Here is a 13,970-nt window from a genome sequence, read left to right as displayed (position 1 = left end):
GCGCGGGGTATCCGGACACCGGGTGGGACGGCAGCAGCCTAGCCGCGCCGGACCCCGCCCCCTACCCCTTTCGACCCCACTCGACCCCCCTCCCCGCGCGCCGCCCCCACCCCTGACCCTCCCGGCCGCCCAGCAGCACCTCGCAGCGGTGCCCGGCGCCCGCGGCGCCGGCGTTCACCCGCAGCCGCAGCGTGGCGCCCGTGGTCAGGACCTGAACGGACGGGTCCTGCGCGAGCACCCGGCGCACCGGCCGGGCCCAGTCGAGCTCCACCGGCGCGCCCGACCGCGCGGGGTCGGCGATCCACAGCGTCGCGCGCCCCCCGCGACACCGCACCAGGACGCTCGCCGGGCCGTCGGCGGTCAGCTCTCCGACCGTCCCCGCCCGCCAGAAGTTGACGGCGGTCAGCCCCAACGAGGCGACGGCGACCCCCTGCTGCCGCTCGCTGTTGGCGAGGAGGCTCAGCCATCCGGAGTCGGCGGCGCGGGCGGCGAGGGTGCGCCGATCGGCCCCGGGCAGCAGCAGATAGGCGTACGAGGCGTCCACCGGGTCGGTGCCGTGGTCGTGCCAGAGCGTCAGATAGCGCCGGGTGAACGGGTCGGGCGCCCCGCCCGCGTTGATGTCCCGCCATGCTCCCGTCCGCGCCTCGCGCAGCGCGTTCAACCGGGCGCCGCCGGGGAACACATAGCCGCCGTGGCCGTGCAGATGCGCCCAGCGGGCGCGCCGGAAGGTCGCGCTCCAGCCGAGCTCCGCGGGCTGCTCCACCCCGTCCACGGTGAGGGCGTGGGTGCCGTCGGCGCCGAGGTTGCGGTGGTCCACGATCGTCTCCACCGGGGTGCCGTCGGCGGCGGTGACGCCCGCGCCCAGACAGATCACGGCGTCGGCGACGAAGAACCAGGACTTCTTGGCGCGCAGCGTGCTGGAGAGCCCGCGCAGGTCCTGGCCGATCGCGGCGAACTCGCCGTCGGTGACCCCGCCCACCCAGCGCGCGGCCGGCTTGGGCTGGCCCCAGCCGCCGCCCTCGTTGTCGGCCAGCCGCTTGGTGGAGACGGTGGTGCCGGGCAGCCGGTAGGGGTCGGCGGTCGGCCAGAAGGCGTCCGTGTACTGGGCGAGCGTGCCCTCCCCCGCCCACCAGCCGAGCATGCCGGCTCCGGTGTGCCAGCCGCGCGGGTGCTCGCCGTTGCCGTTCTCGTAGTAGGAGATCCGGTCCGAGGCCATGGCGAGGTTGGCGGTCCAGCCGGGGCGCCGGTGCACCGCCCGGTCCATGGCGGCGAACAGCCGGTGCTCCACCGGCGCGGCGGCCACCGGCCCCGGCCGTTCCGCGATGGCGCGCAGCCGCGCCAGTTCGGCCACGCCGAACTGCGGGTCGGTGAGGATCGGGCTGACCGTGTCCCGCGCGATCCAGCCCCGGATCATGGCGTGCCACTCCGCCCGCTCGGCCGCCGGGGCGCCGTCGCCGAGCAGCGCGACGGCGGCGATCAGTTGGTGGCCGCGCTGGTGGTCGCTCTGCACGACCTGGCGGGTGTCGCCCCGGGTCAGGCCCCGGCTGACGGCCCGTCCGGAGACGCTGTCCATCACCAGCCCGTCGTGGATCAGCGGCGCCCAGGCGCGCGTCACGCTGTCGTGGATGATCCGCCGTCCGGGGTCGACGACCTCCCAGGGGGAGCCGGCCAGCAGCGCGAAGAGCCGGCCGAGGCCGTCGAGGAGCACACAGCCGTAGGTGCCGGAGTAGGCGACCCAGGTGTGTTGGATGAAGGAGCCGTCGGCGTAGAGGCCGTCGCCCCGGGTGACATGGGGGAAGACCGGGGAGAGCGCGTCGCGGGCGAGCGCCAGTTTCCCGGCGGTCCGCCCCAGCACGCCGCGCAGCGCGACCACCCGGCACAGGTCGACCCGGTTGGCCCCGGTGCTGGTGCCGGTGTAGTCGCCGAGCATGCCGTCCGGCACGAAGTGGTCGACGGCGGCCAGGGCGCGGCCGCGCAGCGCCTCGTCGACCCGGTCGTGGGCCATGGCGAGGGTGTCGAGCAGCAGCCGCGGGCTGCCGATCTGCCACTCCCACCAGTTGCCGTAGCGGGTGGTCGCCGGGGAGTAGACCGTTCGGTCGAGGTGGTCCAGGCCGCGCACCAGGTCGGCGGCGAGCCCGGGGTCGCCGGTGAGGCCGGTGCCGGGCTGCGCGTACGCCTGCGCCATGGTGTGCAGCCGGGCGTAGCCGAGGGTGATCCCGGCGGGTGGGTCGTAGGGCGCGTCCGGCCACAGCGAGGCGGCGGTGGGCGCCATGCTCGCGCGGTACGCGGCGGCCCGCTCGCCGGTGCGGCGCAGCCGGGAGGCGTAGGGCTCGGCCGCGGGGTCGAAGCCGGCGCCCAGGGCCAGTTCCAGCCAGCGGCGGCGCAGCGCGTCGAAGTCGTCGTCGGCCCTCCGGGTGCCGATGGCGGGGCCCGTTCTCGGTACGGCTTCGGCGGCCCGGGCCGGGCTCGCGAGGGCCGCGCCGAGGCCGAGCGCTCCGGTGCCGGCCATGAGGGTGCGTCGTCTGACATCCCGTCCCATGCGGGGGCCTCCTGCTCGGTGGACCGTGCTGCGGACGCGTCGGTTGAGCCGTGGGTGGCGCCGGCCCGAGCATGCCGGACCGCCCCGCACCTCGCCAGACCGACTACACCATCGACCCCGGCCACAGCGGCATCGGCTTCACGGTGCGGCACGCGATGGTCACCAGCGACAAGGGCCCCGTCCGAGGACGGGGCCCGCGCCGTGGCCGCGGCCGGTCGGACGGCCGCGCGCCTCACTCCTGCGGTTCGACGCCGAGGCGGCGCAGCCCGTAGGCGTAGGCGTCGTCCAGCGCCTGCCAGGACGCGGCGATCACGTTCTCCGCGACGCCGACCGTGGACCACTCGCCACGCCCGTCGGTGGTCGAGATGAGCACCCGGGTCGTGGACTGGGTGCCGTGCTTGCCCTCCAGGATGCGGACCTTGTAGTCCACCAGCTCCAGCTTGGCCAGCTGCGGGTAGATGCGCTCCAGCGCGACGCGCAGCGCGCGGTCCAGGGCGTGGACCGGACCGTTGCCCTCAGCGGTCGCGACGATCCGCTCGCCCTTGGCCCACACCTTCACCGTGGCCTCGTTGGCGTGGCTGCCGTCCGGGCGGTCCTCGACGATCGCCCGCCAGGACTCGCACCGGTAGTAGCGGCGGGCCCGCCCCTCCACCTCGGCGCGCAGCAGCAGTTCGAAGGAGGCGTCGGCGGCCTCGTAGGTGTAGCCCGCCAGCTCACGCTCCTTGACCCGCTCCACCACCCGGCCCAGCAGCTCGCGGTCGCCGCCCAGGTCGACGCCGAGCTCCTTGCCCTTGAGCTCCACCGAGGCGCGTCCGGCCATGTCGGAGACCAGCATCCGCATGGTGTTGCCGACCCGCTCCGGGTCGATGTGCTGGTACAGGTCGGGGTCGACCTTGATCGCCGAGGCGTGCAGCCCGGCCTTGTGGGCGAAGGCGGAGAGGCCGACGTAGGGCTGGTGGGTGGCGGGGGTCAGGTTGACGACCTCGGCGATGGCGTGCGAGATCCGGGTCATCTCGGCCAGCGAGCCCTCGGGCAGCACCCTGCGGCCGTACTTCAGCTCCAGGGCCGCGACGACCGGGAAGAGGTTGGCGTTGCCGACCCGCTCGCCGTAGCCGTTGGCGGTGCACTGCACATGGGTGGCGCCCGCGTCCACGGCGGCGAGGGTGTTGGCGACCGCGCAGCCGGTGTCGTCCTGGGCGTGGATGCCCAGCCGGGCCCCGTTGTCGGCGAGCACGGTGGCCACGACCGCCTGCACCTGGGCCGGCAGCATTCCGCCGTTGGTGTCGCAGAGCACCACCACGTCGGCGCCGGCCTCGTGGGCGGTGGTGACGACCCGCTTCGCGTAGTCCGGGTTGGCGCGGTAGCCGTCGAAGAAGTGCTCACAGTCGACGAAGACGCGGCGGCCCTGCTCCCGCAGGTAGGACACGGTGTCCGCCACCATCGCCAGGTTCTCCTCCAGCGTGGTGCGCAGCGCCAGCTCCACATGGCGGTCATGCGACTTGGCCACCAGCGTGATCACCGGGGCGCCGGACTCCAGTAGCGCCGCCACCTGGGGGTCGTCCGCCGCCCGCACCCCGGCCCGCCGGGTGGCGCCGAACGCGACCAGCCGCGCGTGCCTGAAGTCGATCTCCTGGCGCGCCCGGGCGAAGAACTCGGTGTCGCGGGGGTTGGCGCCCGGCCAGCCGCCCTCGATGAAGCCGACACCGAAGTCGTCCAGGTGCCGGGCGATGGTCAGCTTGTCCGCGACGGTGAGGTTGATGCCCTCGCGCTGCGCGCCGTCGCGCAGGGTGGTGTCGAAGACGTGGAAGCTGTCGTCGCCCCACGGGGTATTCGCTGCGTCGCTCATGCTGTCTGGACTCCTGAGGTCTCGGTCTACCGGAATAACCGGCTCCGCGCCCTCCTATGATCCCTCGCGCTCCGCGTCCCCGACGGGGTCGGCCGGGAAACGAAAAAACCTCTCGCGGGTGCGAGAGGTCTGCGCGCGGGTCTGGGGGCACGGTGGCCGCGCCGTACCGGATGGTGGTGGTACGGGGCGGTCACTGCGGACCGGCGCGCCTGCTGCCAATAATCATGGCGAACGAGAGCACGGGGGCAGTCTGGCACACCACCACCCCCGCGCCGCACGCTGTCTCAGATTCTGGGCGCTCGCGTCTTTTGGCCCGGTTCGCCTCCGGGCGCTGTCAGCGGCTGACGTAGACGTCCCGGGTGTCGTCGGCGTCGCTCAGCGCAGTCGGGCCGCCTTGAGGGCCATGTGGAGCAGCAGCCGGTGTTCCCCGTCGTCGAGGTCCAGGCCGGTGAGCTGCTCGACGCGGGAGAGCCGGTAGTAGAGGGTCTGCCGGTGGATGCCCAGGGCCTGGGCGGTACGGCCGGCCTGACCGGCGCAGTCCAGGAACGCCTCGGCGGTGCGGGCCAGTTCGGTGTGGGCGCGCTCCAGGAGGGGGCGTACGGCGGGGTCCGGGCCGGTCGCGGGCAGGTGGGACAGCAGCCGGTACGGGCCGACGTCCGCCCATGAGGCCACCGGGCCCAGCCGTGGTTCGGCCCGCGCGGCGTGCGCGGCGGCCAGCGCCTCCCACCAGGCGGCGGGGAGCTCGTCCAGCCCGCGGCGCGGATCGCTCACCCCGGCCACGGCCCGCCCCTCCGCCACGGTGACCTTGGCGCGACCCGCCGCGGTGCCACGGCCGGTCGCCGCCGCGTCGCCGCCTACGCCGGTCCGACCGCGGGCCGCCGCGGCGGAGCCGGCGTTCCCCGCGAAGCCGCGTCCACGGCCGTCGGCAGGGGCCGGGGACCCCGAGGCCGGGGCTCCGGAGCTCGGGTTGCCGGGGGCGGGGGCGCCCGAGAACCGGGGCTCGGGGGCCGGGCCGCCGCCCCCGACCGCGTCCGCGCGGGGTGAGCTCAGCAGCCGCTCGGCCGCGGTGCGGGCCGGGTCCACGGCGGTTCCGGTGCGCAGCCTGACCAGCGCGGCGAGGCAGCCGTCACCGCCCGAGGCGCCCGCGGCGCCGGAGGGGCTCGCCACGCCGGACGGGGGAACGGGGGCCACGGCGACGACGCCGGGGATGTTCGGAGACGGGGAGGCGTCGCCGTCCTCGCCGGTGGCCCAGGGCAGCACCGCGACCAGGGCCAGCGGGCCGTCCGCCGTGACGCGCAGCGCGCCGCGCAGCCCCGCCCGCGCCATGTCCCGGCCGCCGGGCGGACCGGTCAGCAGCTCCCGGAGCAGCTCGCCGAGCTCCGCGCCGGCCCGCGCCTCGGCGGCCAGCAGCGCCCCGATGCGCGCGGCGGTCTCCATGGCCTGGGCCAGCCGCGGGTCCGGCGGGGTGCCGCGGCCGCCCAGCTCCAGATCGGCCAGATGGCCGTCGTCCAGCAGCCAGACATAGCCGCGCACCACGCCCTGGTGGCGGGCGGGGAGGCAGATGCGGCCCATGAAGACCCCGGCCGCCGGGTCCGGCGGGATCCTCAGCGGCGCCTGGGCCCGGGCGATGCCGAACCCCTCGAACCAGGTCCGCACCGCCGCCGTGGAGCGCCGCTGGAGGATCGAGCGGGTGCGCACCGGGTCAAGCGCCAGCTCACCGATGTCGCCGCTGTCGTGCGCCCCGAAGGCGATCAGGGCGAAGTCGCGGTCCTCCAGGGTGGCGGGCGCGCCGAGCACGGCCGAGATCTCGTCCACGAGCTGCTGGTAGTCGCCGCGCATCGGCCGTGCCGCTCCCTTCCACTCCTCCGGCGCTCTCCTCCGGCGCTCCGCGCCCCGTCGGCGCCACCCGGCGAGGGACGCACCCGAGTGAAGCGCCCGGTCCCCATTGTCATACATCTGTCTGAGATCTCGGCCACGAATGCCCGACAGCTGTCGATGGTCGTCGTCTGGCGGGATCCTTATGTTTCACGGTGGCTCACCTTGCCGCCGCGACCCACGTGTATGCCGTGGCCGCGGCAACCCCCGAAGAACCGTCCATGGAGGTGCCCCGTGCTGGGTCCCGTGCTGCTCGCCGCCTCGCGCAGCGACGCCATCCGCCGTATCGTCTCGGCCACGCCGGTCACCCGCCCCGTGGTGGACCGCTTCGTCGCCGGTGAGCGGCTGGACGAGTCCATGAACGCCGTACGGTCGCTGGCCGACCGCGGCATGGAGGTCACCCTCGACCACCTGGGCGAGGACATCACCGACCCCGCCGAGGCGCTGCGCAACCGCGACGCCTACCTCGCGCTCACCGAGGCCCTCGCCCCGCTGGAGCTGGGCGCCAAGGCCGAGATGTCCGTCAAGCTCTCCGCCTTCGGCCAGGCGCTGCCGGGCGGCCACGAGCTGGCCCTGAAGAACGTGACGCCCGTCGTCGAGGCCGCCGCCGAGATCGGCACCACGGTCACCCTGGACATGGAGGACCACACCACGGTCGACTCCACCCTGGCCATCCTGGCCGAGCTGCGGAAGCGCTTCCCGCAGACCGGCGCCGTCGTGCAGTCCTACCTGTTCCGCACCGAGGAGGACTGCCACGCGCTCGCCGGGGAAGGCTCCCGCGTGCGCCTGGTCAAGGGCGCGTACAAGGAGCCCGCGAGCGTCGCCTTCCAGGACAAGCACGAGGTCGACAAGGCGTACGTCCGCTGCCTGAAGATCCTGATGGCCGGCGACGGCTACCCCATGATCGGCTCGCACGACCCGCGCATGGTCGCCATCGCGCAGGAGCTCGGCAGCCAGTACGGGCGCAAGCTCGACGAGTACGAGTTCCAGATGCTGTACGGCATCCGCGAGGCCGAGCAGCAGCGACTCGTATCGGAAGGTCACCGTATGCGGATTTACATCCCGTATGGAACAGACTGGTATGGATACTTCATGCGCCGCCTCGCGGAGCGCCCCGCGAACCTCGTGTTCTTCCTGCGCTCCCTGGTCAGCCGCGGCTGACGACGGTGAGCAGCGGGCAGGCCGGCTGGGGGTCCGGGGGTCGCCCCCCGGGAACTGCAGCCTTCCTGCGCTCGCTGGTCAGCCGCGGCTGACGACGGTGAGCAGCGGGCAGGCCGGCTGGGGGTCCGGGGGTCGTCCCCCGGGAACAGCGGCCTTCCTGCACTCGCTGGTCAGCCGCGGCCGACCGCCCGCACTCGCCAGCCGCCGACACCCCGCCCCCTCGCACATCCCTCGATCGAAGGAGACAACGGCCACCATGGACGCTGTGACCCAGGTCCCCGTGCCGGTCAACGAGCCGGTGCACACCTACGCCCCCGGTACCCCGGAGCGCGCCCGCCTGGAAACCAAGCTCAAGGAGCTGGGCCAGAACCCGATCGAGCTGCCGATGACCATCGGCGGCGTGAAGCGGATGGGCGGCGGTGAGCGCTTCGACGTGGTGCAGCCGCACAACCACTCCGCGGTGCTCGGTACCTACGCCAACGCCACCGAGGCCGACGCCCGGGACGCCGTCGACGCCGCCCTGGCCGCCGCCCCGGCCTGGCGCGCGACCTCCTTCGACGACCGCGCGGCGATCATCCTGCGCGCCGCCGAGCTGCTGGCCGGCCCCTGGCGCGAGACGATGGCCGCCTCGACCATGCTGGGCCAGTCCAAGACCGCCCAGCAGGCCGAGATCGACACCCCCTGCGAGCTCGTCGACTTCTGGCGCTTCAACGTCGCGTACGCCCGCCAGATCCTGGCCGAGCAGCCCCCGGCCAACGCGCCGGGCGTGTGGAACCGCATGGACCACCGCCCGCTGGAGGGCTTCGTCTACGCGATCACCCCCTTCAACTTCACCGCGATCGCGGGCAACCTGCCGACCGCCCCGGCCCTGATGGGCAACGTGGTCGTGTGGAAGCCGTCCCCGACGCAGACGCACTCCGCCGTGCTGCTCATGCAGCTCCTGGAGGAGGCCGGCCTGCCGAAGGGCGTCATCAACCTGGTGACGGGCGACGGCCTGGCCGTCTCCGAGGTGGCCCTGAACCACCGCGACCTGGCGGGCATCCACTTCACCGGCTCGACCAAGACCTTCCAGCACCTGTGGAAGACGGTCGGCAACAACATCGAGAAGTACCGCTCCTACCCGCGCATCGTCGGCGAGACGGGCGGCAAGGACTTCGTGGTGGCGCACCCGAGCGCCGACCGCGCCGCGCTGAAGACCGCGCTGACCCGCGGCTCCTTCGAGTTCCAGGGCCAGAAGTGCTCCGCGTCCTCGCGCGCGTACATCCCGGCCTCCATCTGGAACGACGGCTTCAAGGAGGAGTTCGCGGCCGAGGTCGACGGCATCACCATGGGTGACGTCACCGATCTGTCGAACTTCATCGGTGCCGTCATCGACGACCGCGCCTTCGCCAAGAACAAGGCCGCGATCGACCGCGCCGCCGCCGACCCGAGCTGCACGATCATCGCCGGCGGCAGCTACGACGACTCGGTGGGCTACTTCGTGCGCCCGACCGTCATCGAGTGCACGGACCCGGAGAACGAGGTCTTCAAGGCCGAGTACTTCGGCCCGATCCTCGCGGTGTACGTGTACGACGACAGCTCGGACGAGAAGTACGACGAGATGCTGACCCAGATGGAGTCGGTCTCGGACTACGCCCTGACCGGCGCGGTCATCGCCAACGACCGCGCCGCCGCCGCGTACACGATGGAGAAGCTCCGCTTCGCCGCGGGCAACTTCTACATCAACGACAAGTCGACCGGCGCCGTCGTCGGCCAGCAGCCCTTCGGCGGCGGCCGCGCCTCCGGCACCAACGACAAGGCGGGCGCCCCGCAGAACCTGATGCGCTGGACGCTGACCCGCGCCATCAAGGAGACGCTGGTCCCGCCGACGGACTACCGCTACCCGCACATGGGCTGAGCCCCGACGGGCTGACGGCGCGTCCGTCCCAAGACACCGCCCCCCTGCCGGTCCTCACACCGGCAGGGGGGCGGTTTCCATTGCGGCGCCGCCGCACCGCAAGGGAGATGTCCGTCTGACCTGACCTCCTCGGCCTACCTGACCCGGCCGTACCAGACCTGGCTGGTCCAGATCTTCTCCAGCCGCACCGACTTGCCGGGCTTCGGAGAGTGCCAGATCTTGCCCTGACCGGCGTAGATGCCCACGTGGTAGACGTTCGAGCCGGAGTGGAAGAACACCAGGTCACCCGCCTTGCGGGAGCCCCTGGAGATATGCCGGGTCTTGTTGTACTGCGAAGCCGCCGTGCGCGGCAGCTTCTTGCCCGCCTTCTTGTACGAGTACTGGGTCAGCCCCGAGCAGTCGAAGGCGTTCGGCCCCGTGGCGCCCCAGCGGTAGGGAGCCCCCTTCTTCGAGGCGGCGACCTTCAACGCCGTCTTGGCCGGTGCCGGCTTGGCCTGGGTGGCAGCCTGGGCCTCGGCCGACATGACGGGCACGAGGGCGGTCGCGGCGACAGCCGCGGTGGTCAGGGCACAGGTCGCCCCGGCCTTGGAGATGAGCGCGGGTATGCGAGTACGCGGAGAACGCGTGGACATGCAAGAGCCCTTCGTCATCCGCCTACGAAAGATGACCTGTCGGGTTCGGGCTGGCGAAGTTGCCCGGCCACATACGTGGCTTCACCCCAAGGGCCACCGGTTTCGTGGCCCGTCGTGCTTGGGTCTCCCGCTCCTGCCGAACTCGTGGTTTCCGAGCGTGGATCCGGGCGGTGGCAGGACTCGGCGTCCGTCCGGATCGCCCCGTCGGGATGACGGGGACTGAACAACGGTTATGGATACTGCGTCATGAACGGCCGGAATACCGAGCTGAAACGATCACTTGTGAACTTATTCACGGCTTAGCACGCCGGGCGCGCCACGCCCGTCATGACGGAAGTAGGGGGATTTGTACGGTGACTGAGCGGGTGTCGGCGGACCGCCCGTAACCCGCCCGTGACCTGGGAACCGGGCCGGGCGCACAACGGGCCGTCATCGGTCAAGCCGAGATGGCGGTTGGCGGGGCGTCAGCCGAGGCACCCGGCGCGCTCGCGCCAGGGTGGGAAGGCGGCACTCCGCGCGTCTTCGGGCACGCGTCGAGGGCACTCGGGGGGCGCTCGTCGGCGCGCTCGCCGGGGGCCGCGCGGGACCCGCGACAACGACACGCTCCGAGCCGCCCGGCCACCCTGCCACCCAGCCCTCCGGCCGCGGCGCCCCGGACGGGCGAGCCACCCGGACAGCCGAGCCGTGCGGCACAGATCAGGACCCTGGGCGCATCCGCCCCCGCGGGCCGCCACCCGACCGGGGCGCCGCGTCCGGCCGCGCCCCTGGCGGAACTCCGCGTCTCAGATAGTAGGACGTCCGACTAATTGTGCAGACAGCCCGGCTCCGCTGGCTTACGTTGGTGGAAGCCGAACATGTCGCTCCATCCAGCGACGGCGGATGCGGCCCGGTGCGGGCGCAGGTGACCCCTGCCGCACCCCGGCCCCCGCCCCTCACGGCTTCATGTCCACTTTCTCGGGGCTCTCAACAGCAAGAGGAGACCGTGACCATGGCCGAGACCGCCGTCCGCCGCGCCCGCCACACCGTCCGCCGCAAGACCGACCACCTCGACGCCGACCGGAAGAACGCCGCCGCCGCGCTGCAGCGGGCGCTCGACCGCCGCGACAACGGCGGCTCCACCGGTCACTGAGGTCGGGTGCGGCGCGGGCGGGTGATCGTGAAGTGGTCGACCCGCTCGCCCGACTCCGCCAGCGTGGTGACCCTCATCCGCGGCGCGCGCCCGCCCGGATCGACCTCCACCGCGAGGAACGAGAAGCCGGTGTAGCGGACCCGCGACCACTCCACCTGTTCCGGGCTCTTCTGCCGACCCCTGGTCCAGTGGTAGGTGTCCACGTGGTCCAGGTCCTTCTCGTGTCCCTCATAGCTGTCGGGGACCGGGAAGGAGTACAGCCGGGCGCCGGCGCCGCCCGCGGTGGCGTAGACGATCCCGTCGCGCGTGGGGTCGGTCTCCCCGCCGATCGGCACCGGACGGGACTCCCCGCCACGCCGAATGGCGTCGGTCCGCTCGTAGACGTGGTTGTGTCCGTTGACCACCAGGTCCACCCGGTGTTTCTCGAAGAGCGGCACCCAGGCGTCGCGGACGCCGCCGTCCGAGGCGTGCGCGCTGGTGGTGGAGTAGGCGCAGTGGTGGAAGAAGACCACGACGAAGTCGATGCCGGGGGCCTTCCGCAGCTCCCCCAGCCGGCGGTCCAGCCAGCGGGTCTGCCGGCCCTGGGTGTACCCCCGGTTGGCGGGGATCTCGTACGAGACGTCGTTGGCGTCCAGCGCCACCACGGCCAGGTTTCCGTAGACGAAGGAGTAGACGCCGGGTGCCGTGCGCGGGTCGGGGCCGTTCTCGGGCAGTGACCAGCGGGCCAGCTGACCGCCGTAGCCGTCCGGGGAGTACCACGCCTCCATGTCGTGGTTGCCGGTCGTGACCATCCACGGGACCCGTGCGGCCACCGACTCGGTCTGTGCCAGGAACTGGTCCCAGAGCCGCGCGTCATAGGTGTCGTCGGTCTCGCCCTGACCGGAGGAGTCCGCGTAGCAGATGTCGCCGGCGTGCAGATGGAAGGACGGGTTCTGGCCCAGGATCAGCTGGTCGTTGGCGAGCGCGTCATAGCTGATGCCCTGGTCGCCGAAGGCGGTGAAGACGAACCTCTCGGCCTGGGCGGGGGCGGTGCGGAAGGTGCCGAGGGTGGAGAGGCGGTGCGGGTCGGCCGGGTCGAAGCCGTCGTGGCCGACGCCGTAGTAGTAGGTGACGCCCGGGCGCAGCCCGTCCAGCGCGGCGTGCAGGTAGTACTGCTCCACCGGCGGGAGCCGGTCGCTGAGCGGCGGGGTGTGCAGCCGCCGCACCTCCGCCTCGATCTTGCGGCTCAGCTCCCAGGGCTTGAGGCCGACGCGCACGTAGGGCTTCCGCACCGCCAGGGGCACCTGCCAGGAGATCCGCATCTGGGTGCGGGGATCGGCGCCGAACGCCAGGTGGCGCCCGAACGGGGCCACCAGCGAGCCGTCGACCCGGCCCGCCGCGGCGGAGGTGACGCGTGTCGGGGCGGCGGCCGGCCGCTCCGCGCCGCACGCGGCCCCGCCCAGCGCCACCGCGCCGGCCATGGCGCCCGCTCCGGCCGCACCGGTGCGCAGCACCCGCCGGCGGGAGAACCGGGCGCGCAGATAGGCGTGCTGCTCGGCCATCGACATGCGGTCGGCGAGCTGCCGGGGGATGCCGGTGCGTGGTGTGTCCATGCGTCGAAAGGTCCCAGGGGCCGCCGACCTCCAGCCGTACGGCGGGTGAACGGAGCCCGTACGGGGCCGCGTCGGCCGTCCACGCCTCGACCGACTGTCCGTATGGCGGACGATGCGTGTCAATCACTGGGACGGGGAGTAGGGTCCCGGTATGTCTCGCAGCATTCGCCTCGCAGTGATCCCCGGTGACGGTATCGGCCAGGAAGTGGTGGCCCAGGGCCTGAAGGTCCTCACCGCCGTGCTTCCCCAGGACGTGAAGCTGGAGACCCGGGAGTACGACCTCGGGGCCCGGCGCTGGCACGCCACCGGAGAGACCCTCCCGGACGCCGAACTGGACTCCCTCAAGCAGCACGACGCCATCCTGCTGGGCGCCATCGGCGACCCGTCGGTGCCCTCGGGGGTGCTGGAGCGCGGGCTGCTGCTCAAGCTGCGCTTCGCCTTCGACCACTACGTCAACCTGCGGCCGTCCAAGCTCTTCCCCAACACCGCCACCCCGCTCGCCGGCCGCCCCGACATCGACTTCGTCGTGGTCCGCGAGGGCACCGAGGGCCCGTATGTCGGCAACGGCGGCTCGCTGCGCACCGGCACCCCCGCCGAGGTGGCCACCGAGACCAGCCTGAACACCGCCTACGGGGTGGAGCGGGTGGTCCGCGACGCCTACGAGCGGGCCGACGCCCGGCCGCGTAAGAAGCTCACCCTGGTCCACAAGAACAACGTGCTGGTGCACGCCGGCCACCTGTGGAAGCGGATCTTCGACGCGGTGGGGCGGGAGTACCCGGACGTCACCACCGACTATCTGCACGTCGACGCCGCGACGATCTTCTTCGTCACCCAGCCGGAGCGGTTCGACGTGATCGTCACCGACAACCTCTTCGGCGACATCCTCACCGACCTGGCCGCGGCCGTGACCGGTGGCATCGGGCTCGCCGCCTCCGGCAACATCAACCCGACCGGCGCCTTCCCGTCGATGTTCGAGCCGGTGCACGGCTCCGCCCCGGACATCGCGGGCACCGGCAAGGCCGACCCGACCGCGACCGTGCTCTCCGTCGCCCTGCTCCTCCGGCACCTCGGCTACACCGCCGAGGCCGCCCGCATCGAGGAGGCCGTGGCGGCCGACCTCGCGGAGCGGGACGCGGCCGCCCCGCGGACCACCGACCAGATCGGTGACGCGCTGGCGGCCCGGGTATCCGGCTGATCCCGGGGGGATCCCAAGCGCCCCACGGGAGTGATAATCGAATGTGGGGCCGCTTCGCCGAGGGGATGCTCGGACGTCCTAGCAACCGGTGATGCCGCCGGTGC

9 protein-coding genes and 1 riboswitch are annotated in these 13,970 nt (G+C 72.9%); of the genes, 4 read left to right on the top strand and 5 right to left on the bottom strand.

The window, feature by feature from the left end; translation table 11 throughout:
- Window positions 1-61: 61 nt before the first annotated feature.
- The 3 genes from CD790_RS04805 to CD790_RS04790 all read right to left on the bottom strand — a co-directional run bounded on the left by CD790_RS04805 (window position 62) and on the right by CD790_RS04790 (window position 6,224).
- The gene (locus CD790_RS04805; protein ID WP_144381673.1) at window positions 62-2,539 is read right to left on the bottom strand and encodes a polysaccharide lyase 8 family protein; all 2,478 of its coding nucleotides are present in this window, start codon (window positions 2,537-2,539) and stop codon (window positions 62-64) included.
- A gap of 232 nt (window positions 2,540-2,771) precedes the next feature.
- A complete protein-coding gene (gene cimA, locus CD790_RS04795; RefSeq protein WP_144381672.1) occupies window positions 2,772-4,385 on the bottom strand; it encodes a citramalate synthase in 1,614 nt (537 codons plus the stop codon).
- A 375-nt stretch (window positions 4,386-4,760) separates the two neighbouring features.
- Window positions 4,761-6,224, bottom strand: a complete 1,464-nt coding sequence (locus tag CD790_RS04790) for a CdaR family transcriptional regulator (RefSeq protein ID WP_144381671.1) — start codon at window positions 6,222-6,224, stop codon at window positions 4,761-4,763.
- A 270-nt stretch (window positions 6,225-6,494) separates the two neighbouring features.
- On the opposite strand from CD790_RS04790, the gene CD790_RS04785 reads away from it, so the two are divergent.
- On the top strand, window positions 6,495-7,421 hold the full coding sequence (locus tag CD790_RS04785; protein WP_144381670.1) for a proline dehydrogenase family protein: 927 nt from the start codon (window positions 6,495-6,497) through the stop codon (window positions 7,419-7,421).
- A gap of 256 nt (window positions 7,422-7,677) precedes the next feature.
- Window positions 7,678-9,318: an L-glutamate gamma-semialdehyde dehydrogenase gene (gene pruA, locus CD790_RS04780; RefSeq protein WP_144381669.1), complete on the top strand. Its 1,641-nt coding sequence runs from the start codon at window positions 7,678-7,680 to the stop codon at window positions 9,316-9,318.
- Window positions 9,319-9,452: 134 nt separating this feature from the next.
- Here pruA and CD790_RS04775 read toward each other — a convergent pair whose 3' ends face one another.
- A complete protein-coding gene (locus CD790_RS04775) occupies window positions 9,453-9,950 on the bottom strand; it encodes a C40 family peptidase (RefSeq protein ID WP_144381668.1) in 498 nt (165 codons plus the stop codon).
- 3 nt (window positions 9,951-9,953) lie between these two features.
- Window positions 9,954-10,130, bottom strand: a riboswitch (cyclic di-AMP (ydaO/yuaA leader).
- 808 nt (window positions 10,131-10,938) lie between these two features.
- On the opposite strand from CD790_RS04775, the gene CD790_RS34415 reads away from it, so the two are divergent.
- Window positions 10,939-11,079, top strand: a complete 141-nt coding sequence (locus CD790_RS34415) for a hypothetical protein (protein ID WP_186318864.1) — start codon at window positions 10,939-10,941, stop codon at window positions 11,077-11,079.
- Here CD790_RS34415 and CD790_RS04770 read toward each other — a convergent pair.
- Entirely contained in the window at window positions 11,073-12,671 is a 1,599-nt protein-coding gene (locus CD790_RS04770) for a metallophosphoesterase family protein (RefSeq protein ID WP_144381667.1), read from the bottom strand. The genes CD790_RS34415 and CD790_RS04770 overlap by 7 nt on opposite strands.
- A gap of 151 nt (window positions 12,672-12,822) precedes the next feature.
- Between CD790_RS04770 and CD790_RS04760 the strand changes: the two genes are divergently transcribed.
- The gene (locus tag CD790_RS04760) at window positions 12,823-13,866 is read left to right on the top strand and encodes a 3-isopropylmalate dehydrogenase (RefSeq protein WP_144381665.1); all 1,044 of its coding nucleotides are present in this window, start codon (window positions 12,823-12,825) and stop codon (window positions 13,864-13,866) included.
- The last annotated feature ends 104 nt before the right edge of the window (window positions 13,867-13,970 follow it).

It is taken from the genome of Streptomyces sp. SAJ15 (assembly GCF_007595705.1).
Taxonomy (GTDB): Bacteria; Actinomycetota; Actinomycetes; order Streptomycetales; family Streptomycetaceae; genus Streptomyces.
Note: the sequence above shows the minus strand (reverse complement) of the source record. Positions and strands in the feature narration are given on the sequence as shown.

Coding starts and splice junctions, on each gene's coding strand:
- CD790_RS04760 (WP_144381665.1), top strand. CDS start 12,823: ATGTCTCGCAGCATTCGCCTCGCAGTGATCCCCGGTGACGGTATCGGC.
- CD790_RS34415 (WP_186318864.1), top strand. CDS start 10,939: ATGGCCGAGACCGCCGTCCGCCGCGCCCGCCACACCGTCCGCCGCAAG.
- CD790_RS04805 (WP_144381673.1), bottom strand. CDS start 2,539: ATGGGACGGGATGTCAGACGACGCACCCTCATGGCCGGCACCGGAGCG.
- pruA (WP_144381669.1), top strand. CDS start 7,678: ATGGACGCTGTGACCCAGGTCCCCGTGCCGGTCAACGAGCCGGTGCAC.
- CD790_RS04790 (WP_144381671.1), bottom strand. CDS start 6,224: ATGCGCGGCGACTACCAGCAGCTCGTGGACGAGATCTCGGCCGTGCTC.
- CD790_RS04770 (WP_144381667.1), bottom strand. CDS start 12,671: ATGGACACACCACGCACCGGCATCCCCCGGCAGCTCGCCGACCGCATG.
- CD790_RS04775 (WP_144381668.1), bottom strand. CDS start 9,950: ATGTCCACGCGTTCTCCGCGTACTCGCATACCCGCGCTCATCTCCAAG.
- cimA (WP_144381672.1), bottom strand. CDS start 4,385: ATGAGCGACGCAGCGAATACCCCGTGGGGCGACGACAGCTTCCACGTC.